Origin of the sequence: Lentzea sp. NBRC 102530, from assembly GCF_030269365.1 — a bacterium.
GTDB lineage: Bacteria > Actinomycetota > Actinomycetes > Mycobacteriales > Pseudonocardiaceae > Lentzea.
In genome coordinates this window covers 254,641-275,660 of record NZ_BSTF01000007.1, presented here as the reverse complement: position 1 = coordinate 275,660, position 21,020 = coordinate 254,641, and the positions used below count along the sequence as shown (strand labels likewise).

Here is a 21,020-nt window from a genome sequence, read left to right as displayed (position 1 = left end):
GCGGCGCCCCGTGCTCGGTGGACGCCGCGACCCGTGCTCGTGCGGACCTAGGAGTGCGGGCAGGTGTCCCGGTACTCCTCGATCAGCGTGCTGCGTCCCGGCGCCGGGCAGAGGAACTGCTCGTAGCGGGTGTCGTTGTCGATGAAGCGCTTGAGCCACGAGATGCTGTACTTCGCGATCGTCGTGTTGGACGTGTTCGGGGCGAAGTGCGAGGCGTTGTTGAGCTCCAGGTACGCCTTGTCCAAAGTGGACGGCAGGCTGGTGTAGAACGGCTCGGAGTGCGAGGAGACCGGGGCGATGGAGTCGCTCTCGGCGCCGATCACGAGGGTCGGGACGCGGACCGACGACCAGTTCTTCGTGGTGTGCCAGCCGGTCAGCGGGATGGCGGCCTGCAGGGACGGGCGCTGGCTGGCGGCGCGCAGGGTGCCCCCGCCGCCCATCGAGTGGCCCATGACGCCCAGTCGCGAGGTGTCGATGCGGCTGCGGACGCTGCTCTGCTGGGTCAGGTAGTCGAGGGCCGCGAGCAGTTGGGAGGCGCGGCTGTCGGGCTGGTCGTAGATCGTGTTGGTGTCGATGGTGAAGACGACGAAGCCCTGGGACGCGAGGCGCGGGCCCAGCCAGGAGATGCTCGACTGGGTGCCGGTGTAGCCGGGGGAGACGGCGACGGCGCCGAACGTGCCGGACGCGGTGCTGGTCGGGTAGTAGATGGTGCCGCCGCCGAAGCCGGTCACCAGGGACGAGACCGAGGTCTCCGAGACGGCGAACGGGCCTCGGGAGGCCTCGATGCTCGAGTTCGTGGGGGCGGGGCCTCGTTCGTACGGGTTTTCGGCGGCCTGGGCGAACGTGCCGCCGCTCAGGAGTGCCACGGACAGCGCTGCGGGGAGCAGGGTGCGGAGTTGCACGGCGTTGTACACCTCATTCGGCAGGGAACGGGGGAACGGTCTCGACCCTGCAACCCCGGACGAGGGGTGCGCATCGGTGCAACCACCGGTCTCGGTGAACAGCTTCGACCGCAAAACTAACGGTGGTAGGTGAATTTGGCCCTTACCTCTTCCGGTGGAGCCGGTGCCGCCATAAGACTGGGCTGATGCTGCGTGGCCGAGAGCGGCAGCGCGTCGCCGTGGACGCGTTGGTCGACCGTGCGCGCGTTGGGCGTGGCGGGGCGATTGTGCTGCACGGTGAGGCGGGGGCGGGCAAGACCGCGCTGCTCAACGCCGTGAAGGGCACGTACGACGCGTTGCTGTGCGTCGACGTGGCCGAGATCGATGACGAACTCCTCCAGCTGGCCCGGGACGTCGAACGGACGCGGGCGGCGCTCGTCATCGCCGCGGAAGGGTCGCCGCGCGGGTTGCCGGGCATCGCGCTCGACCCGTTGGACGCCGCCACCAGCGTGCGGGTGCTGCACGACCTCGTGCCCGGTCTGCCGGCGACCCTGGCCGCCGACCTGGCGGACCTGGCGTGCGGCAACCCGCTGGCGCTGACCGAGCTGGCCGGCTCGCTCACGTCCGCGCAGCTCGGCGGTATCGCGCCGGCCCCCGAGCGGTTGCCGCAGAGCAGTGAGCTGCGACAGCGCTGGCGAGCCCGGTTCGACGCCCTCTCTCCTGGGGCGCGGCACGTCGTGGCGCTGGCCGCGGTGGACGAGGAGATCGACCCGGAGACCCTCGACCTGGCCGCCGTCGCCGAGGCGGGTCCGTTGTTCGACACGCGCCGGCTGGTGCGGTCGGCGTTGCTGGCCGACGTGCCCAGGGCGCTGCTCCGGCACGCCCACGCGACGCTCGCGGAGACACTCCCGCCCGGTGCGCGCCGCACGTGGCACCAGGCCGTCACCGCGCACGACGAGCAGCTCGCCGACGCGCTCACCGCCCACGCCGAGCACGCACGGCGGTGCGGGGACTTCGCCCGCGCCGCCCGTGACCACGACCGGGCCGCGAGTCTCACGACCGATCCCGAGCACAAGGCGCACAACCTGCTCAAGGCCGCCGCCGACCACTGGGCCCACGGCGCGCCCCACCGGGCCAGGGCGGTGTTGCGCACCGCGACCCGGATGACCCACACGCCCGAACTCCGGGCGCTCATGGACCTCGTCGTCGGCGGCATCGACCTCGGCGAGAGCCTGCCGGACGTCGCGGCGGACCGGCTGATCCGGGCGGCGAGAGGCCTGGCCGGGTCGCGGCGGGCGATGGCCGTCGCGGCGCTCGGGTTCGCGGGCGAGGCGGCGAGCATCGCGGGGGATCTGCGCAGGTACACGGCCGTCGCGGAGTTCGCCCAGCACCTGCGGGAACCCGACGAACCGGCCGTCACCAGGCTCACGCTCGACCACCTCACCGGCATGCTGGCGACGTTCGAGGGCAGGCACGTCGAGGCGTTGCCCGCGCTGCGGACCGTCGTCGACCTCGCCGACCAGGTGCCGGGGCCGCAGGCGCGGATCTGGGCCAGCCAGGCCGCCTACGTGCTCGGTGACGCCACCCGGTCGCACGAGATGGCCACGAGCGCGGTCACGGCGGCGCGGGAGACCGGGTTCACCGCGCTGGTGCCGTGGGCCCTGGTCTACCGGGCGTTGTCGGCGTTGCTGCTGGACCAGCACGCGGCGGCGTTGAACGCGGCGACGGAGGGCGTGCACGCGGCGACGGCGATCGGACAGCACAACGCCGTGGTCGACCACCTCACGATCCTCGCGCTGCTGGCGGCACTGCGCGGCGACGCCGACACCGCGTTGGAGCGCATCGACACCGCGACCGAGCACATCACCCAGCGCGGGCTGATCCGGCCGAGCACGTTCGGCGCGTGGGCGTTCGCGTGCGTCGACCTCGCCCGCGACCGGCCCGCCGACGCGCTGGACCGGTTGCGGCTCAACCCCGGCCACGCGGGCATCAAGGTGATGGCGGCACCCCAGGTGGTCGAGGCCGCGGTCGCGTGCGGCCGGCCGTCCACAGGGGACCGGGCGTTGCAGCCGTACGAGAAGTGGGCCGGTGCCACGGGGAGCACGGCCCGGCTGGCGTTGTCGCACCGCTGCCACGGCCTGCTCGAACCCGGCACCGCCGACGAGCACTTCGAGGAGGCGATCCGGCTGCACCGCGCCAGCGGCACGGCACTGGAACTCGCCAAGACCGAGCTGCTGTACGGGAACAGGCTGCGCCGCGGCCGCAAACCCAAGGCGGCGCGCGAACACCTGCGCGACGCCGTGCGGATCTTCCAGTCCTACCAGGCTGATCACTGGGTCGACCGGGCCCGAGCCGAACTGCGCGCCGCCGGTGACTCCACCGAACCCAAGGACCACCCCGGTCTCACGCCGCAGCAGGCGCAGATCGCCAGGCTGGTCGCGGAGGGCGCGACGAACCGCGAGGTCGCCGCCCGGTTGTTCCTGAGCCACCGCACCGTCGAGCACCACCTGCGCAACATCTTCGCGCGGCTCGGCGTGCGGTCGAGGGTCGAGCTCACCAGGAGACTCGATGATTGATGGAGGTCGTGTGCACGAGCAGTACCGGCACTGGCAGCGGATTCCGACCCGATGGGCGGACAACGACGTCTACGGCCACGTGAACAACGTCGTCCACTACGCGTTCATGGACACGGTGATCAACACGTGGCTGATCGGCGCCGGGCTGGACATCCAGGCGGGGCAGCAGATCGGCCTGTGCGTCGAGTCCCACTGCAACTACCGCGCCTCCGTCTCGTTCCCCGAGGCGATGGACGCCGGGCTGCGCATCGGGCACCTCGGCCGCTCCAGCGTGCGCTACGAGGTCGGGTTCTTCTTCGAGGACAGGGAGGACGTCATCGCGGAGGGCCACTTCGTGCACGTCTTCGTGGACCGCGCGACCCGCAAACCCGTCGAGATCCCGGCGGACCTGCGCACGGCGATGGAAGGGCTGGTGGTCGCGTGAAGACGCGCGGAGCGGTGCTCACAGGGGTCGGCGGGCCGCTGGAGGTCGTGGACCTCGAACTCGACCCGCCCGGCCCCGGCGAACTGCTGGTGCGCGTGCACGCCACCGGACTGTGCCACTCCGACCTGTCCGTGATCGACGGCTCGCGGGTGCGGCCGTTGCCGATGGTGCTCGGGCACGAGGCGGCGGGCGAGGTCGTGGAGGCGGGGCCGAACGCCGAGTTCCAGGCCGGTGACCACGTCGTGCTGTCGTTCGTGCCCGCGTGTGGTGCGTGCCGCCGGTGCGCGTCGGGCCGGCAGGCGTTGTGCGAACCGGGTGCGGTGGCGAACCGCGACGGCACGTTGCTCGGCGGCGCCCGGCGCTGGACCCTGCCGGACGGCACGCGCCCGCACCACCACCTCGGCGTGTCCGGGTTCGCCGAGTACACGGTGATCTCCGACCGTTCCGCCACGCTGGTGCCGAAGGACCTGCCGCTCGACATCGCCGCGCTGTTCGGGTGCGCCGTGCTGACCGGCGCGGGGGCCGCGTTCTACAGCGCGGACGTCAAGCCGGGGGAGAAGGTCGCGGTCTTCGGGCTCGGCGGGGTCGGGCTCGCGGCGGTGCTGGCGGCGGTCACGGCCGGAGCCACCCAGGTCGTCGCGGTGGACGTGGTGGAGAACAAGCGGAAGCTCGCCCTCACGCTCGGGGCCACGCACGAGGCCGCAGGGGGGTCCGACGTGGTCGCCGCCGTCCGGGACCTGACCGGCGGCGGCGCGGACAAGGTCATCGACACCACCGGTGTCGCGGCCGTGCTCGAACAGGCCTACGCCGCCACGGCTGTCGGCGGCACCACGGTCACCGTCGGACTGCCGCACCCGGATCGGACCGTCAGCCTGCCCGCGCTGAACCTGGTCGCCGAGGAACGCACGCTGAAGGGCAGCTACCTCGGCTCGTGCGTGCCGCGCCGGGACGTGCCCAGGTTCGTCGACCTCTACCGCGCCGGACGGCTCCCGGTGGACGGCCTGCTCTCCGGGCGCCTCGGGCTGCACGAGATCAACGACGGGTTCGCCAAGCTGGCCTCCGGAGAGGCCGTCCGGCAGGTCGTGGTGATGTGAGGCCTGCCCGATTCGGCCCACACGGGCACGAATCGGGCAGGACAGTTCCGGTATTAGCTGTTGACCAGCCAGGACTTCGTACGCCACGGTGAGAGCGCTCTCATGTTCGTCGCTGTCCGCAACGGGGCGGGTGGCGATCCCTGCACGGACAAGGAGAAGAGCATGCGCTTCACCATGCCCAGAATCGTGCCCGCGCTGGCACTCGTGCTGGTCGGGACCACCTTCACCACGCCTGCGCAGGCGTCTGAGAAGGAGCTGTCACCCGGTCTGCTCACCGCGATGAGCTCGGCGTTCGGGCTGACCGAGGCCCAGGCGCGGCTGCGTCTGGAGAAGGAACAGCGCGCGTCGCTCATCGCGCCGCGCGCCGAAAGCGAGGCCGGCACCTCCTACGCCGGCAGCTGGTTCGACGAGGCGAAGAACCGCCTGGTCGTGGCCGTGACCGACCAGGCCGCCGCGCGCAAGGTCGAGGCCACCGGCGCCGAGACCGTCGTCGTCAGCCGCTCGTCGGGTTCGATGGTGGCCCAGAAGAACAAGCTGGACGCGATGTCCGCGGCGGGTTCGGTGCCGGCCGCGGTCGCGAGCTGGCAGCCCGACGCCCGCACCGGCACCGTCGTGGTGAACGTCGAGGCGGGCAAGCAGACCGCCGAAGTCGCGTCGTTCCTGGACAAGGCTCGTCAGCTCGGCGCGATCACCGTGAAGACCGACGGCGTGCAGAAGCCGCAGACCTACGCCGCGGGCACGGTCGGCGGCGACCCGTACTACACCGGCAACGTCCGCTGCTCCATCGGTTTCTCGGTGCACGGCGGCTACGTGACGGCGGGGCACTGCGGCGGTGGCGGCGCGGCCGTCTACGGCTGGGACCGTTCGTTCCAGGGCAACTTCGCCGGTTCGTCGTTCCCCGGCAACGACTACGCGTGGGTGCGCATCGGTGGCGGCTGGTGGACCGTGCCGGTCGTGCTCGGCTGGGGCCGGGTGCCGGACGCGCTGGTCCGCGGTTCGTGGGAGGCGCCGGTCGGCACCTCGGTCTGCCGCTCGGGTTCCACGACCCAGTGGCACTGCGGCGTGATCCAGGGCCGCAACGAGACCGTGAACTACGCGCAGGGCGCCGTCTACCAGATGGTCGGCACCTCGGTCTGCGCCCAGGGCGGCGACTCCGGTGGTTCGTTCATCACCGGTGACCAGGCGCAGGGCGTCACGTCCGGCGGTTACGGCAACTGCACCAGCGGCGGTCGCACGTGGTTCCAGCCGATCAACGAGATCCTGAACGTCTACGGGCTGAGGCTGCACACCGCGTAGGCGAGAACTCCCGGCCGGCCACCGCTTCGCGAGGTGGCCGGCCGGTGATCTCTCAGCGTGCGTTGACGTGCAACGCCAGCGCCGTGCCGGCGCCGAGCGTCGTGGTGAACCGCCCGCTGGCGTCGATCGTCACGCGGACGCAGCCGTTCTCCTGGACGTTGCAGTAACTCCCGGCGGGCAGCGCCGTCTGGAACGTGCGCGTCACCGCGAACGTCTCCCGGTTGATCGCCACGAAGCCCTTGTCGCCGCGGCCGAACGCGATCAGGTCGAACCCGTTGTCCTGCCAGTTGTTCACGTCCGTGCCCGCCACGGTGTTGCGGAACCGCACCATGTTCGCGATCTGTGTCCAGGCGTGCTGGCACTTCCAGCCGCTGTAGCAGACGGAGTTCCCGGGCGGACCCGCGTCCTTGTCGGTGAACTCGTAGCCGGAATACACCTGCGGCGCACCGTAGTTCCACGCCAGCATGAACACGTTCGCCAGCGTGTAGGTGGACCCGTCCTTGTACGTCAGCGTGGACCCGTTGCGCTCGGTGTCCCAGTTGTCGACGAACGGCCGGGCCTGGTGGGAAGGCAGGAAGCCCCACGACTGCCCGAACGTCCTGAGATAAGCCAGGTTCTCGTTCTGGAAGATCCGCTTGACGTCGTAGGCGTAGCGGAACTCGTCGACGTCACCGGACCCGGTGTACTCGCCGGGCTGCACGGCCTCGCCCGCGCCGTAGATGACCTCGTGCACCCAGAAGACGCCGGGGTTGCTGAGCTTCCCCTTGATCGCGGCCATGTCGGCGGCCGGGATGTGCTTGGCCGCGTCGATGCGGAACCCGTCCACGCCCATCGCGATCAACCGGTTGAGGTAGGCCGCGATGGTGGTGCGCACGTAGTCGCTGCCGGTGTCCAGATCGGACAGGCTGACCAGCTCGCAGTTCTGGACGTTGTAGCGGTCCTGGTAGTTGCTGATCGGGCTGCGACAGCCGTGGAAGTCCCAGTCGCTGTAGTAACCGGGGTAGTTGTACTTCGAGTAACCCGATCCGCCGGTACCGGTGCCCGAGCCGGCGCTCATGTGGTTGATCACCGCGTCCGCGATGACCTTCACGCCGGCGTTGTGGCAGGTGCTGACCATGGTGCGGAAGGCGTTCTCGTCGCCGAGCCTGCCCGCGATCCGGTAGCTGACCGGCTGGTAGCTGGTCCACCACTGCGGACCCTGGATGTGCTCGGTCGCCGGGGAGACCTCGACGTAGCCGTAGCCCTTGGGGCCCAGGACGTTCGTGCATTCCGTTGCCACGCGGGCGAACGGCCATTGGAACAGGGTGACGGTCACGTCCTTGGCGCCTGGCGGCGCCGCAAGACTTTGCACCGGTGTGGACAGTCCGGCGATCAACAGCACCACGAGAAGGGTGCGCGAAACCGAGGAAACCACGTTGTCTCCTTGTGTGCAGGGGTACACCCGTTCGTAGCATCCGAGGGCACACCTGGCAAAGCGTTGCAAGAACTTTCCGGAGCAATTCGGCCGTCTAGGGGTGGGCCAAAAGGTCGCGGACTTCCTGTGCCTCGCGTTCGGCACGAAGTCGTTCGAGAAGAGACAACGACTTGTGCCATGCACCCTCGGCGTCCGCCCGCCGTCCCACCGCGTTCAGCGCCTTGCCCAGCATGGTGAGAGTCCACGCCTCGCGGTAAGGCTGCTTTAAGTCACGATGTTCGCCGACTGCCACGAGGTACAGGCTGATCGCTTCGTCGTAGTCGCCCTGGAACATCAGATTAGTGGCCATGTTGTTGTGCGTCTGGGCTTTGCCGCGTTGGTCACCGATGTGCTCGCGGACTGTCAGGGCCTTGTCATACCACTCGGACGCGGCCGCGAAGTCCGCTAGTTGGCGCGCTGCGTTGCCGAGGTTGTTAAGCACCTGGCCTTCACCATGGCGGTAACCGATCGCTTGTCTGATGTCGAGCGCTTCGGCGTAGACGACGGAGGCGTCGGCCGGGCGACCTGACTTGCGATAGGCGCTGCCGAGGTCGTTCAACACGCCGGCCAGGGTGTGCCGGTCGCTGACCGCGCGGTGCAGCGGAAGCGATTTCTCGATGTGGGCGATGCCCTCCGGGAACTGTCGCGTACGCACGTAGACGTTGCCCAACTCGGTTTGTGTGCGCGCTTCCCAACTCCGGTCCTGCACGGCTTTCGCCAGTTCGAGAGCTGATTGGCAGATTTCGCGGAGCCGATCAGGAGGCCAGCGGATGTCGAAGTAGGACCACAGGCTTTCGGCCAGGGGGAACAGGACGTCGGCTCGTTGCTGTTCCGCCGCGAGTGCTGCCGTCGCGGTCAGCACGGACCACGTGCGATCGAACCACGCGAAGGCGTCCTCACGGCTTCGGAAAGGCGCCGGTGTGGAGCGGCGCCAGTGTGCGGCGTGGGCCTTGGTCGCGTAGTGAGCCATCATCCGGTTGACCGCGGCTTCGCTCTCGTCATCGGCCTTCGCGTGACAGCTCGCGTAGAGCCGGACCAGGTCGTGGAAGGTGTACCAACCAGGGCTGGCACCCGGCTCGACGAGATGCGCGCGCACGAGTTCCCGGAGCAACTGGCGGACACGCGGCTGCGGCCGATCCGCCAGCGCCGCCGCGCCTTCGACCGGGAACTCGTCGGTGGGGTGCAGCGCGAGCAGGCGGAACAGCCTCGCCTGTTCCGCGTCGAGCGAGCGGTAGGACAGGTCGAACGCGGCGTGCACTCCGCGACTGTCGCCGTCGTCGAGCAAATCGAGGCGGTGCTGGGCGTCGCCGAGTTCCTGCTCCCAGTCGGCTTGCGGGTCGGTCTTGATGAGCGCCCGCATGATCCGCAACGCCAGGGGGAGACGTCCGCACAACGCTGCGAGTCCGGAATCTCCCACCAGTTCGGTGGCCTCGGGCTCGGCGAGCAGGCCCAGGTCGAGGTGGTGGGCTTCGTCCAGTCCGGACAGCGTGTGCCTGCTGGTGATCACCACCGCGTGCCTTGATCCCGGCAGCAACGGCCTGACCTGCGTAGTAGATGCGGTGTTGTCGAGCACGACCAGCATCCGCGGTCGGGAGTGGAGCACGGACCGGTAGAGCACGGCCCGTTGGTCCTCGGTGGGCGGGATCTGGTGGCTGTCCACGCCCAGCGCGCGCAGGAAGCCGTCCAGGGCCTGGGCCGATGAGACGCGGCGGGCTTCGTCGTAGCCCTGGAGGTCGACGAACAGGACGCCGCCGGGGAACTCGCCGTCCTCGACCGCGCGGTGGGCCGCGTGCAGGACCAGTTCGGTCTTGCCGATGCCCGCGAGCCCGGCGACGGAGCTGGACACCACCGCCGGGCCTTCGGCCGACCAGCAGGCTCTCAATGCGGCCAGTTCGGCGTGCCTGCCGCAGAAGACCGTGGTGGCGGGTGGCAGTCCGGACAGCGCGGTCACCGGGACCGGTGTCGGGTGGACGTCGATGCGGCCCACGTGGCCGGCCTGCACGACCTGGCCGTGGACGTCGCCGACCTCGTTGCTCACAAGGCACGGTAACCGCGCTCGTAGCCGCCACGCTGTAGTCCATACGAGGTCAAACAGAGCGGGCGCGGAGGTACGCCCAGCCGACGAGCGCCGCGGCCATGCCGGTGAGGGTCAGGCCGCCGATCGTCACGGCGGTCTCGAACTGCCCGGTCTGCCGCGCGGTCCAGCCCGGCTGCGCGATGCCGCCCGCGAACAGCACCGCCAGCACCGTGCCGCTGACCGCCACGCCGGCGGCCGAGGTCACCTGGGACGCGGTGTCGGCCAGCGCGGCGCCGATCGACGTCCGGTTCTCGGGCAGTCCCTTGAGGACGTTGACGCCCGCGACCGCGCCGACCACGCGGATGCCGATGGCGACCAGCACGAGAGCGAGAGCGACCGGCAGGTAGTTCAGACGGCCGAGCGTCGCGTACACGGCCAGCCCGGCGACGACGGCGAGTGCGCCCAGCCAGACGGCCCGGTCCAGGCCGGCGCGGCGGACGAACCGGTTGACCACCGGGCCCGCCGCGATCAGCACCGCGACCTGCGGCAGCACCCCGGCGGCGGCGAGGGCGGGGGACCAGCCCCAGTCGAGCTGGAGTTGCAGAGTCACCAGGTAGGTGAGGCCGGCGGCGGCGAGGCCGGTCGCGGCCTTGTAGGCGAGGCCGCTCGACACCAGCGGGTGCCCGACGAGCTTCAGGTCGAGCAACGGGTGGTGGAAGGTGCGCTGCCGCACGACGAAGAGCACGGCTGTCAGCACGGTCAGCGCGGCGGCGCCCGAGCCGAGCCAGGGGTGGCCTTCGGCGAAGAAGGTCGGCACGACCAGGGCCAGCACGACGGTCGCCGTGCCGAGCACGCCGCCCAGGTAGTCGGCGGGGTCGCGGTGCAGGTCGTCGTCGGGGGCGATGCCGCGGCCGATGCCGAGGAACGCCAGCGCGGCGATCGGGACGTTGATCAGCAGCAACGCCTGCCAGGGAGCCACGGCGAGCAGGAAACCGCCCAGGGGCGGGCCGATCGCGAGGCCCACCAGGCCCACCGTCGAGATGAGGGTCATCGCGCGGACGCGCAGGTCGTCGGTGCGGAAGAGGCGGAACGCCAGCGCGATCGAACCCGGCGTGGTCATGGCGGCGGCGACGCCCATCACCGAGCGGACGGCGATGAGGCCCGCGGTCGAGGTGACGAACAGGGTGGCGAGGCTCGCGAGGCCCAGCAGGGCGAGGCCCGCGAGCATCACGCGGCGGCGGCCGTAGCGGTCCGCGACGGCGCCGAACACCAGCATCAGGCCGCCGAACACGACGGCGTACGAGTTCGAGACCCACTGCAGGGCGGTGGTGGAGGCGTGCAGGTCGCGGCCGATCGTGGGCAGCGCGACGTTCAGGATCGAGTTGTCGAGCATCTCGAACAGGAAGACGGCGGACAGCCCCGCGAGGGCGATCCACGCCTCTCGCAGCGAGCTCGGTGAACGCAGCCGAGGCTGCACACAGTCGGACACGAACACTGTTCTACTCACGAACACTGTTCGGGTCAACTGGTAGGCTGGGCGGTATGACCAGGAACTCGTCCCGCGAGGAGTGGGCGGACCAGATCGCCGCTCTCGACTCGGCCCCGGCCCGCAAGGAGCCGATCACGGTCGGGCGCATCGTCGGGACCGCGCTCGAGCTGGTGCGGGCCGAGGGGTTCGACGCGCTGACCATGCGCCGCGTCGCCGCCGCGCTCGGCACCGGACCGGCGTCGCTCTACGCCCACGTGCGCAACAAGGCCGACCTCGACGACCTGCTCATCGGCACGCTGAGCCGGAACATCACGCTGCCGGAACCGGATGCGCGGGAGTGGCGCGCGCAGGTCGTCGACGTGTGCGGTCAGCTGCGCGACCAGTTCCTGCGTCATCCGGGCATCGCACGGGCCGCGTTGAACGCGCCGCCCGCCAACCTCGACACGCTCCGGATCACCGAGGGCCTGCTCGCGTTGTTCGTGGCGGGCGGGGTGGCGGTGCGCACGGCGGCGTGGACGATCGACGCGTTGTTGCTGTACGTCAGCGCCTACACGGTCGAGTCGTCACTGCGCGGCTCGGTCGACCGCGACGAGATGCTGGCGCGCCTGGGGATGCTGCCGGTGAACCGGTTCCCTCTGGTGGTGGAGCACGCCTCGGAGCTGAACTCGGGCGAGGGGCACGAGCGGTTCGAGTTCGCGCTGCGGCTGATGCTCGACGGGCTCGGGTAGGGTGCCGATCATGACGAACAGAATCGAGTTCTCCCCCGCCCGGTGAGCGAGACGCGCGAGCGGCTGCTCGCCCTCCTCACCCGGTACGACGGCGATCCGCACCGGCTGCACGACGAGGTCGTCGCCCTCGACCTCGATCTGCGGGACATCGAGACCACCGTTCTCGGTGGCCGGTTCGAGCCCATGACCCCGTTGCTCGGCGCGGCCCGCTGGTTGATCTCCCACGGCGCCGACGACCGCCTCCGCCTCCTCGGCCTCAAGCTGCTGGACGGTGCCGCCGAACCGGCCGACGTCCAGGAGATCACCTCGCTCGCGCGGGTGCCGGCCCTGAGGCGGTTCGCCGTCCAGGTGCTGGTGCGGGTCCCCGGAGCTGAACGGACCGCCGTCCGGCTCGCGGAGGACGCCGGTGAGCGGTACCTGGTGATCCGCCGGTTGATCACGCACACCGATCCGTGGATCGCGGACTGGGTGCGGGCCCACTGCGGCGACGGCAGCGTCGCCCGCCGCGTCGCCGAGGCACACGACCTGCTGGGCCTGCTCGACCAGTTCGACGTGCCGGACCGGTTGTGGGACCAGGCGGGCAGGCTGTTGCACGGCATGTCCCGGGCGCACGGCTATTCGGTGCTGCACGAGTACGCGGACGCGGTGGCGGCCTGCCGGCGCTGGGTCGAACTCGCCCACCTCCGCCCCGCTACCCCCGAACGGCTCGTGGCGTTGATCGCGTTCGCCGACGAGATCGCCACCGGGTACGCGGCACTGGTGCTCGGTGACCAGCGCGTCGACCTGGTGGCGGCCCTGCGGGAGATCGCTTCGGCCTGGATCGAGGAGCTGGGTTCGGTGACCCCCTGGGCGACCCTGCGGGTGGCGGCGCTCGACGTGCCGCCGTCGGGGTTCGCCGTGCGGGTCGTGACGTCGCCGCCGGACCCGGTGAGCGCGGCCGAGGCCAGGGTGGTGATCGACGGCGTGCCGATCGCGGCGCGGGTGTTCGGTTGCTGGAGGGCCGACTCGCCGGAGCAGGTGATCCCGCGGCTGACCGCCACGACCGAGCCGCGGGAGATCGTGCTGGACGAGAACGACGGCGCGGAGCTGCGGGTCACGATCGTGCGTGAAGGCGACGAGGTCGTCTGGCGCGACTGGAAGTGCGTTATCGGCGCCAGGTTGCCGGGCGAGCACCGGTTCGACGCGGCCGCCTACGACCGCGAGGTCGCCCGCGTCGCCCAGGACCACAGCTGGGAGTGGCCCGCCCGGACGGTGGCGCGCCTCGTGACCGAACGGCTGCAAGCCGACCCCTCGATCCTGGGCCGCCGGGGGTTCGGCCGCGGTTCGTGCTGGTCCTCGTGGGACGGCCCGGACCTGGCCGAGCTCGACTTCGCGTACGCGGAGATGTTCACCGAACCCCACTTCCGGTTCCGGATGCGGCTCGACGTGGCGGGCCGCGATCCGGGCGAGGTGGCGGACGAGACGATCGCGGGGCTCGAAATCGCTGTTCAGGTGCTGGCCCTGCGCCTTTGTTTGCAGTTTCGCTCAAGGGACTATCAAGCCTTTCCCAAATGAGATGCGGTGACCGTCGTACGGTCCCTAACCTCGATCCATGAGGCTTGTGCTCTGGATCACACTCGCTGGCGCCTGTGCGCTCAGCGGTGACCACGTGCTCGCGGCCGTCCTGGGTGTGCTCCTGGTCGGCTGCGCGACGGACCGCGTCCGTCCGTAGGAGGCTGCGATAGGGGCGAACCGGCAGTGCAATTGCCGGTTTCGTCCCACGTTCAGCGCTACGACCAGCGAAACGTGCGGGCTAACGTGACGTGATGTGCGGCGAACTGACGGTGAGGTCCGGATTCTCGGGCCGGTAGAGGTGTGCGGGCCGCAGGGGACCGCGGTGCTCACCGGCGCCCGGCAGCGCAGCATCGTCGCGGTGCTCGCGCTGAACGCCGGTAGGCCGGTCGCCGTCAACCGCCTCGTCGACGTGTTGTGGGGAGATGATCCGCCGCGCACGGCCGTGAGGTCGTTGCACAGTCACGTCGCGCGGGTGCGGCAGGCGCTCGCCGACTGCGGGATGCCCGGCGCGCTGATGACCAAGCCGGGCGGGTACCAGCTCGACGCGAACGTGGACGCGGCGGCGTTCGACCGCACCCGCGATCTGAGCCTGTGGCGGGGTGAGCCGCTGGCGGGCACCGAGCTGTTCGGGTGGGGGCGCGCGGAGGTCGACCGGTTGCGGGAGCAGCGGATCGCGGCGCTGGAGACGTTCTGGGCAGAGCGGCTCGACCAGCGCGACGCGATCGAGGAGCTGGAACGGCTGGTGGCCGGTCATCCGACCCGGGAACGGCCGGCCGGGCTGCTGATGCGGGCGTTGCACCACGACGGCAGGCACGCCGACGCGCTGGAGGTGTTCCGGAGACTCAGGCAGCGGCTCGCGGACGAGCTCGGCGCCGATCCCGGGCCGGAGATCAGCGCCCTGCACACCGCGATCCTGCGCCGCGATCCGTTGCTGCACAGCGCGAAGCCCGCCCAGCTGCCCGCGCGCGCCGGGCACTTCACCGGTCGCGCCGCCGAGTTCGCCCAGCTGGAATCCCTGCCGCCGATCGTCGTCGTGTCCGGGGTCGCGGGCGTCGGGAAGACCACCTTCGCGGTCGAGTGGGCGCGGCGGGTCGCCGACCGGTTCCCCGACGGCCAGGTGTTCCTGGACCTGCACCGGCTCACGCCCGCCCAGGCGATGGCGGAGATGCTGCACGGCCTCGGGGTCCCGCCGGACCGGATGCCCGCCGATCCCGCGCCGCTGTACCGGACGTTGTTGCACGGCAAGAGGATCCTGATCCTGCTCGACGACGTCCGCCGCGCGCGGGACGTGCTGCCGCTCGTGCCGGGTGATCAGGGCAACCTGCTGCTGATCACGAGCCGCGACGCGCTGTCGGCGCTGGGCACGCGGCACGCGGTGCACACCGTGAGCCTCGGCCTGCTCAGCGAAGCCGAAGCGCACGACCTGCTGGCCGGAATCCTCGGCCGATCGAGGACTGACGCCGAGGTCGCCGCCACCGCCGACCTCGCCGTCCACTGTGGACGCCTGCCGCTCGCCCTCAGGATCGCCGCGGCACGCCTCGCGATCCGGCCGAGCCGCCGGATCGCCGACCTCGTGCGCGAACTCACCCGCAACGACCCGCTGGACGTCCTGTCGGTCGACGGTGACGACCGCACGGTCCGCGCGGTGTTCGCCAGCGCGCACCGGACGCTGAGCCCGCAGGCCGCGCGGCTCTTCCGGGTGCTCGGCGAGCACCCCGGCGCGAGCTTCCCCGCCGACCTCGCCGACGCGCTCGGGCCGGGCCTGGACGAACTCGTCGCCTCCCACCTCGTCAGTGAGACCGGCACCGGCCGCTACGCGCTGCACGACCTGATCCGCCTGTTCGCCCGGCAGAGCGGCGACCTCGGCGACGGCGCGGAACGGGTGCTCGACCGGTACCTCACCATCGCCCACGCGGCGGGCCAGGTGCTCAACCCGCGCCACGACCTGGTGAGCAGACCAGCCTCCGACGACCTGCCGTTCGGCGACGACCGCGCGGAGGTGCTCGCCTACCTCGACGCCGAACGCGACAACCTGCTGCCCGTCATCCGCCTCGCGGCAGAACACGGCCTGCACCGCGAGACCTGGCAGCTCGCGTACCTGCTGACGAGTTACTTCGAGGCGCGCGGCAACTGGGCGGCCCGCGTCGAGCAGTGCGAGCACGCCGTGGACGCCGCCCGCGCGCTCGGCGACCAGCGCGCCGAGGCGGAAATGCTGCGCGGACAGGGGATCGCGCTGCAGATGACGTCCCGCATCGCCGAAGCCATGATCGTGCAACGGCAGGCGCTCCACCTCGTCCGCGAAGCAGGCGACCTGCGCGGAGAAGCCAGGCTGCACAACAACATCGGCAACGCGCACTCGGAACTCCGCGCGTTCGGCGAGGCCCTGAAGTCCTACCGGGCGGCGATGGACGTGCACGGGGCGGCGGGCGACGACGTCGGCGTGGCGCTGGCCCGGCGCAACCTCGGCTACACCTACGTCCGGATGGGCAGGCCCGACCAGGCGGCGGAACCGTTGTTCAAGGCGCTGGACACGTTCCGCGCCGAGGAGAACCGGCGACTGGAGGCCGCGACGCTGATGACGCTCGGCGACGCCTTCCACCGGCTCGCCGACCACGCCCCGGCACTGCTCTACTTCGGCGACGCCCTGAAGATCAGCCGCGAGATCGCCGACCGCCGTTTCGAGGCGGACGCCCTGACCGGACTCGGCGTGACCCAGTTGGCGCTGGCGGATCCCACTGCGGCGAGGGCCAACCTCACCGCGGCGCTGGAAGTCTGCCGCGACCTCGGCGACGGGCACCGCGAAGCTTCGACGTTGCGCGACCTCGCCGAGGCGGAACTGGCGCTGGGCCAACGGGAAGCGGCCCGCGAGCACCTCGCCGAGGCGCTCCGGGCACGGACCCAGGCCCCGGACGAGTTCGAACAGGCCCTGGTCCACCGCACGTTCGCCGACCTGGAGGGCCGGAACGGGCGGTGGACCGAGGCCGCGCGGCACTGGGCTCAGGCCGTCAGGCTGTTCACCTCTTGCCGGCGATCGTGAAGACGGCGACCCGCTTGCCGATCTGGCCCTGCTTCACCGAGGTGATCTCCAGCGTGAACTTCCTCTCCTGGCCCGTCACCCGGAGCACCTTGTACGGCACGGCGCCCTGGGGTTCGCCCGCCCTGATGGTGACCGTGCCGCGCGGCGCCGCCGAGTAGTCCTCACCCAGCTTCGCCGTGCCGTCGACGAACCGGTAGGCGACCTCGACGTCCTGCTTCGCGGGACCGTTGCGCAGCTTCAACGTCGCCGTGTACGAGTCCGCCGACTCGTGCACCGGTCCGTCGATCGCGTCCACGACGACCGGGCAGTCCGGAGGTTGGCAGTCCGCTGCTCCGTGCGCGGGCACGATCCCGAGCAGAAGCAGCAACAACACCATGATGGTCTTCATTGACAACCCTTTCGGTGGGTCCGTCTCCGAGTAACGGAGACGGACCCACCGGGGTTGATACTCAGTCCTTCTCGTTGACCAGGTACTGGGCGCCGCCGAGGTCCGCGCCCTGGGCGTCGAGCTGGCGCACGTGCAGTTCGGCCGGACCGGCCTCGCGTTCGGTGGCGAACGTCAGCGCGGTCTCGACGCGCTCCTCACCCTTGAGCACGATGCCGTCGAAGCGGGCCTTGGTGTCCGCGAGCTGGAACTGGGTCTCGCCGACCTGCTTCACGCCCACGGCCCGGCCACCGGCGGCCTTCCACCGCGCGGTCAGCTCCTGGCCGAGGTCGAACGTCACCGTGCCCGCGAACGGCCGGGGCGCCTCGATCAGCAACGCCTGCCGGGCGTCGGCGCGTTCCGGGTTGCCGATCGTGTACGGCACCTTGACCGGCTCGAACGGCCGCACCCGCACCGAGTCGACGTTGCGCCACGCGATGTTGTTGTTCCGCTGAGCGTTGAGCTGGGTGTTGGGGCCCTCGGCGAACGTCATCGGGTCGGCGTTCGACACCCACCGGGCCAGCAGGCAGAAGTGCGCGGGGCCGGGGACGTTCGCGCCGTTCCAGGTGATCATCACGGTGGTGCCGGCCACCGGCACGCTCGCCCCGCTGACGCCGATGAAGGTCCAGCCGCCCGGCCACGCCGTGCCGCCGCCCAGGTTGCTGCGGTACAGGTACAGGGCGCCGTCGACGGTGCCGATGCCGCCCGGCTTGCGTCTCAAGTTCACGAAGACGTAGTTGTTGACCCCGACGATCGGGTTCTGGGACACGGCGCACGGCACCGGCGTGTGGCACACCTTGATGTCCGGGCTGTAGTAGATGCTGCCGGTGCTGGGCTCGTTGCCGACGTCGCTCACGTTGTCGCGGACGAAGACGTCGCGCTGGAACGGCGTGGCGCTCACGGCGGGTGCGATGAGCGTCGCGATCGCGAGCAGCCCCGCCAGCACCGTTGCCAGTTTGGCTTTCACCATGTCCTCCTCGGTCGGGTTCCTACGACCGAAGAGGTACCGGCGTGCTGTTGTGGCGAGGTTGTCGTGCTGTTGTCGCTACCCCACGAGGCGGCGGCGCCAGTCGAGCGGCACGGTGATCGTGCGGTTGGGGTCGCGGTCCCACTTCGCGTTCAGACCCACGGCCTGCAGCGCCGCCACGACCTCGTCACCGATGGCCGTCGTCGTCTCGGCCGTGCCGTCGAAACCGCCGTAGAGCAACGTCAGGCCGTTGCCTTCCGCCGCATGTTCGGTGCACTGGTTGTGGAAGTAGACGAACCCCCGCGCGCCCGGTGCGGCCTCGGCACCGATCTCGTCCTGACCGCAGGTGCGGCAGCAGGTGAAGTTCTCGCGGGCGGTGACACCGTTGCCGTCGAGGGCGGCGAACGCGCGGGTGAGGCGTTCGGGGTCGGTCTCGCCCTGCCAGCCCGCCTGCTCCTCGACCCGCTCGACCCACAACCGGTCGGCCAGCGCCCGCGCCTGCTCCGGCGAGACGGGCCTGCGGTCGCCGTCGACCAGGTACTCCTCGGCCAGCTCCGCGAGCTTCACGCGCGAGGTGTAGCCGCCGGCCAGTTCGGCGCGGACGCGGTCCTCCAGCTGCCGGCGTTCCTCGTCGGACACCTCGAGCGGCGGGACCTCGGGAGCGGCGGGCAGGTCGAGCGGCTGCCAGGTGAGAGCGCTGTCCCAGCCGGCGTCCGCGCGGGCCCAGCCTGTGAGCGCGGCGATCACCTGGTCCAGGTCGCGGGTCGCGGTGCTCAGGTGCTGACGGCCGTCGTTGTGCTCGACCGAGTACTCGCCGCCGTTCTCGTGCCAGATCTGGGCGAAGACGTTCGGCCGGTCGGGCACGCGCTGGAGCACCAGGAACCGGTCGCCCTCGCCGCCGACGCGCCTGACCAGGTCAGCGAGGTCCTCCGCGGACGGGCGGACGTACCGCTCCCAGTTCTCGGTCTCCACGACGATCGCAAGCATGCGAAGACTCTAAACAGGCGCCTGCGGGGGCGATGTCCCGGACACGACCTGCCGTCCGACATGTCCTGGATGGACGTTCTAGGCTGTCGCGGTGATCAACGGGTGGCGGCACCCCGCCCGCCTCGTCGTCCTCGCCTTCCTGGCGGCCACCGCGGCCGGAACGGCGCTGCTGATGCTGCCGCTGTCCGCCGAGACCGGCGAGACGACCGGGTTCATGACCGCGCTGTTCACCGCCGTCTCCGGGGTCTCCGGCACCGGCCTCGCGGTGGTCGACACCGGGTCGCACTGGTCGGTGTTCGGCGAGGTCGTGCTGCTGGTGCTGTGGCAGGTCGGCGGCTTCGGCATCATGACGCTCGCGTCGCTGCTGGCGTTGCTGGTCTCGCACCGGCTGGGCCTGCACATGCAACTCACCGCGAAGGCCGAGACCAACACGCTGAACCTCGGGCAGGTCCGCCGGGTCGTCACCGGCGTGGTCCTGATCAGCCTGGTGGTCGAGGCGATCGGCGCGGTGCTGCTCATGCTGCGGTTCTGGCTCGGCTACGGCGAGCCGTTCGGGCAGGCCCTGTACTCGGGCGTGTTCCACTCGATCTCGGCGTTCAACAGCGTCGGTCTCGCGCTCTACCCGGACAGCTTCATGCGGTACGCGACGGACCCGTGGGTGTGCTTCCCGATCATGGCTCTCTCGGTGACCGGCGGCCTCGGGTTCCCGGTGCTGTTCGAGTTCCTGCGGCGGCACCGCAAGCGGTGGTCGCTGCACACCAAGATCACCGTGCCGGTGTACCTGGGGCTGATGGCGTTCGGCACGCTGACCGTGCTCGTCGTCGAGTGGGGGCGCGCCGGCACGCTCGGGCCGTACGGGTTCTGGGACAAGCTGCTGATCGGTCTGTTCCACGGCGTCATGCCGGGGACGGCCGGGTTCAACACCGTCGACGTCGCCCAGTTGCAGCCCGCCACGATGCTCGTCAACGACATCGCGATGTTCATCGGCGGCGGCAGCGCGAGCACCACCGGCGGCATCAAGGTGACGACGTTCGCGCTGCTCGCGTTCGTGCTGCTGGCCGAGGTCCGCGCCGAGCCCACCGTGCACGTCATGGGCCGCCGGATCAGCTCGGAGGTGCAGCGCCAGGCCGTCACGGTCGCGCTGCTCGGCGTCGGCGTGGTGATGGCCGGGACCATGATCATGCTCGCCACCAGCACGTTCAGCCTCGACGACGTGCTGTACGAGACCACGGCGGCGTTCGGCGGCGTCGGCATGTCCGCCGGGATCACCTCCCAGCTGCCCGTGACGGGCCAGCTGGTCATCATCGTGCTGATGTTCATCGGCAGGGTCGGACCGATCACCCTGGTGTCCGCCCTGGCGCTGCGGGAACGTCGCCGGCGCTACGAACTACCCGAGGAGCGACCCATTGTCGGATAAGCAGTCGTCCCGCGTCGTCGTGCTCGGACTGGGCCGCTTCGGCAGCTCGCTCGCGCTCGAACTGGTCGCGCAGGGCGTCGAGGTCATGGCGATCGACTCGGACCCGAAGCTCGTGCAGCGGCACGCCGACGACGTGACGCACGCCGTCGTCGCCGACACCACCGACGCCGAGGTCATGCGCCAGCTCGGCGTGGACGAGTTCCAGCGCGCGGTCGTCGGCATCGGCACCGACCTGGAGGCCAGCATCCTCACCACGGCGGTGCTGGTCGACTTCGAGATCCCCAACATCTGGGCCAAGGCGATCAGCCGCGAACACGGCCGGATCCTGGAACGCATCGGCGCGCACCACGTCGTGCTGCCCGAACACGAGATGGGCGAACGGGTCGCGCACGTCGTCACCGGCAAGATGCTCGACTACATCGAGTTCGAGGACGACTACGCGATGATGAAGGCGCGGCCGCCCCACGAGGCCATCGGCAAGCCGCTCGGGCAGAGCAAGCTGCGCGGGAAGTACGGCGTCACGGTGGTGGGGGTGAAGCGGCCGGGGGAGGGCTTCACCTACGCGACGGCCGACACGGTGGTCGAACGCGGGGACGTGCTGATCGTCGCGGGCAAGGTGACGGACGTGGAACGGCTCGCGGACAGGACGTGACGGGCGCGAACGCGGTGCGGGCGG

General features: G+C 70.7%; 16 protein-coding genes. 9 read left to right on the top strand and 7 right to left on the bottom strand.

Going from position 1 to position 21,020, the window contains the following annotated elements; all coding sequences use genetic code 11:
- Positions 1-47: 47 nt before the first annotated feature.
- Complete coding sequence (bdeA, locus tag QSK25_RS20850; RefSeq protein ID WP_285640745.1) at positions 48-887, bottom strand: bis(hydroxyethyl) terephthalate hydrolase; 840 nt, start codon at positions 885-887, stop codon at positions 48-50.
- Between the two features lie 200 nt (positions 888-1,087).
- Between bdeA and QSK25_RS20845 the strand changes: the two genes are divergently transcribed.
- The 4 genes from QSK25_RS20845 to QSK25_RS20830 all read left to right on the top strand — a co-directional run bounded on the left by QSK25_RS20845 (position 1,088) and on the right by QSK25_RS20830 (position 6,271).
- Positions 1,088-3,457, top strand: a complete 2,370-nt coding sequence (locus QSK25_RS20845; RefSeq protein WP_285640458.1) for a helix-turn-helix transcriptional regulator — start codon at positions 1,088-1,090, stop codon at positions 3,455-3,457.
- Entirely contained in the window at positions 3,450-3,881 is a 432-nt protein-coding gene (locus tag QSK25_RS20840) for an acyl-CoA thioesterase (RefSeq protein WP_285640456.1), read from the top strand. Before QSK25_RS20845 ends, QSK25_RS20840 begins: the two co-directional genes overlap by 8 nt.
- Entirely contained in the window at positions 3,878-4,975 is a 1,098-nt protein-coding gene (locus QSK25_RS20835; RefSeq protein ID WP_285640454.1) for a zinc-binding dehydrogenase, read from the top strand. Before QSK25_RS20840 ends, QSK25_RS20835 begins: the two co-directional genes overlap by 4 nt.
- Positions 4,976-5,149: 174 nt before the next feature.
- A complete protein-coding gene (locus QSK25_RS20830; RefSeq protein ID WP_502881881.1) occupies positions 5,150-6,271 on the top strand; it encodes a S1 family peptidase in 1,122 nt (373 codons plus the stop codon).
- A gap of 52 nt (positions 6,272-6,323) precedes the next feature.
- Here the strand turns inward: QSK25_RS20830 and QSK25_RS20825 are convergent, their stop codons facing one another.
- The 3 genes from QSK25_RS20825 to QSK25_RS20815 all read right to left on the bottom strand — a co-directional run bounded on the left by QSK25_RS20825 (position 6,324) and on the right by QSK25_RS20815 (position 11,230).
- Positions 6,324-7,685: an alpha-amylase gene (locus tag QSK25_RS20825; RefSeq protein WP_285640450.1), complete on the bottom strand. Its 1,362-nt coding sequence runs from the start codon at positions 7,683-7,685 to the stop codon at positions 6,324-6,326.
- A gap of 94 nt (positions 7,686-7,779) precedes the next feature.
- Positions 7,780-9,762: an ATP-binding protein gene (locus tag QSK25_RS20820; RefSeq protein WP_285640448.1), complete on the bottom strand. Its 1,983-nt coding sequence runs from the start codon at positions 9,760-9,762 to the stop codon at positions 7,780-7,782.
- Between the two features lie 49 nt (positions 9,763-9,811).
- A complete protein-coding gene (locus tag QSK25_RS20815) occupies positions 9,812-11,230 on the bottom strand; it encodes an MFS transporter (protein ID WP_285640447.1) in 1,419 nt (472 codons plus the stop codon).
- Positions 11,231-11,283: 53 nt separating this feature from the next.
- On the opposite strand from QSK25_RS20815, the gene QSK25_RS20810 reads away from it, so the two are divergent.
- From QSK25_RS20810 to QSK25_RS20800, 3 genes are all read left to right on the top strand, one after another.
- Positions 11,284-11,958 (top strand): TetR/AcrR family transcriptional regulator, encoded by a 675-nt coding sequence (locus tag QSK25_RS20810; protein WP_285640446.1) that lies wholly within the window; start codon positions 11,284-11,286, stop codon positions 11,956-11,958.
- 42 nt (positions 11,959-12,000) lie between these two features.
- On the top strand, positions 12,001-13,512 hold the full coding sequence (locus QSK25_RS20805) for a hypothetical protein (RefSeq protein ID WP_285640445.1): 1,512 nt from the start codon (positions 12,001-12,003) through the stop codon (positions 13,510-13,512).
- Positions 13,513-13,765: 253 nt separating this feature from the next.
- Positions 13,766-16,549, top strand: coding sequence for an AfsR/SARP family transcriptional regulator (locus QSK25_RS20800; RefSeq protein WP_285640444.1), 2,784 nt, complete (start codon positions 13,766-13,768; stop codon positions 16,547-16,549).
- On the opposite strand, the gene QSK25_RS20795 is transcribed toward QSK25_RS20800, so the two are convergent.
- From QSK25_RS20795 to QSK25_RS20785, 3 genes are all read right to left on the bottom strand, one after another.
- Positions 16,527-16,937, bottom strand: coding sequence for a Calx-beta domain-containing protein (locus QSK25_RS20795; RefSeq protein WP_285640443.1), 411 nt, complete (start codon positions 16,935-16,937; stop codon positions 16,527-16,529). The genes QSK25_RS20800 and QSK25_RS20795 overlap by 23 nt on opposite strands.
- A gap of 61 nt (positions 16,938-16,998) precedes the next feature.
- Positions 16,999-17,940, bottom strand: coding sequence for a hypothetical protein (locus QSK25_RS20790; RefSeq protein WP_285640442.1), 942 nt, complete (start codon positions 17,938-17,940; stop codon positions 16,999-17,001).
- A gap of 78 nt (positions 17,941-18,018) precedes the next feature.
- On the bottom strand, positions 18,019-18,927 hold the full coding sequence (locus QSK25_RS20785; protein ID WP_285640441.1) for a DUF6891 domain-containing protein: 909 nt from the start codon (positions 18,925-18,927) through the stop codon (positions 18,019-18,021).
- 91 nt (positions 18,928-19,018) lie between these two features.
- Between QSK25_RS20785 and QSK25_RS20780 the strand changes: the two genes are divergently transcribed.
- Positions 19,019-20,344 (top strand): TrkH family potassium uptake protein, encoded by a 1,326-nt coding sequence (locus QSK25_RS20780; RefSeq protein ID WP_285640440.1) that lies wholly within the window; start codon positions 19,019-19,021, stop codon positions 20,342-20,344.
- Entirely contained in the window at positions 20,334-20,996 is a 663-nt protein-coding gene (locus QSK25_RS20775; RefSeq protein WP_285640438.1) for a potassium channel family protein, read from the top strand. Before QSK25_RS20780 ends, QSK25_RS20775 begins: the two co-directional genes overlap by 11 nt.
- Positions 20,997-21,020: the final 24 nt, after the last annotated feature.

What these genes read in the sequence shown, in the direction of transcription:
- QSK25_RS20845 (WP_285640458.1), top strand. Translation starts at nt 1,088, where the DNA reads ATGCTGCGTGGCCGAGAGCGGCAGCGCGTCGCCGTGGACGCGTTGGTC.
- QSK25_RS20840 (WP_285640456.1), top strand. Translation starts at nt 3,450, where the DNA reads ATGATTGATGGAGGTCGTGTGCACGAGCAGTACCGGCACTGGCAGCGG.
- QSK25_RS20830 (WP_502881881.1), top strand. Translation starts at nt 5,150, where the DNA reads ATGCCCAGAATCGTGCCCGCGCTGGCACTCGTGCTGGTCGGGACCACC.
- QSK25_RS20810 (WP_285640446.1), top strand. Translation starts at nt 11,284, where the DNA reads ATGACCAGGAACTCGTCCCGCGAGGAGTGGGCGGACCAGATCGCCGCT.
- QSK25_RS20795 (WP_285640443.1), bottom strand. Translation starts at nt 16,937, where the DNA reads ATGAAGACCATCATGGTGTTGTTGCTGCTTCTGCTCGGGATCGTGCCC.
- QSK25_RS20785 (WP_285640441.1), bottom strand. Translation starts at nt 18,927, where the DNA reads ATGCTTGCGATCGTCGTGGAGACCGAGAACTGGGAGCGGTACGTCCGC.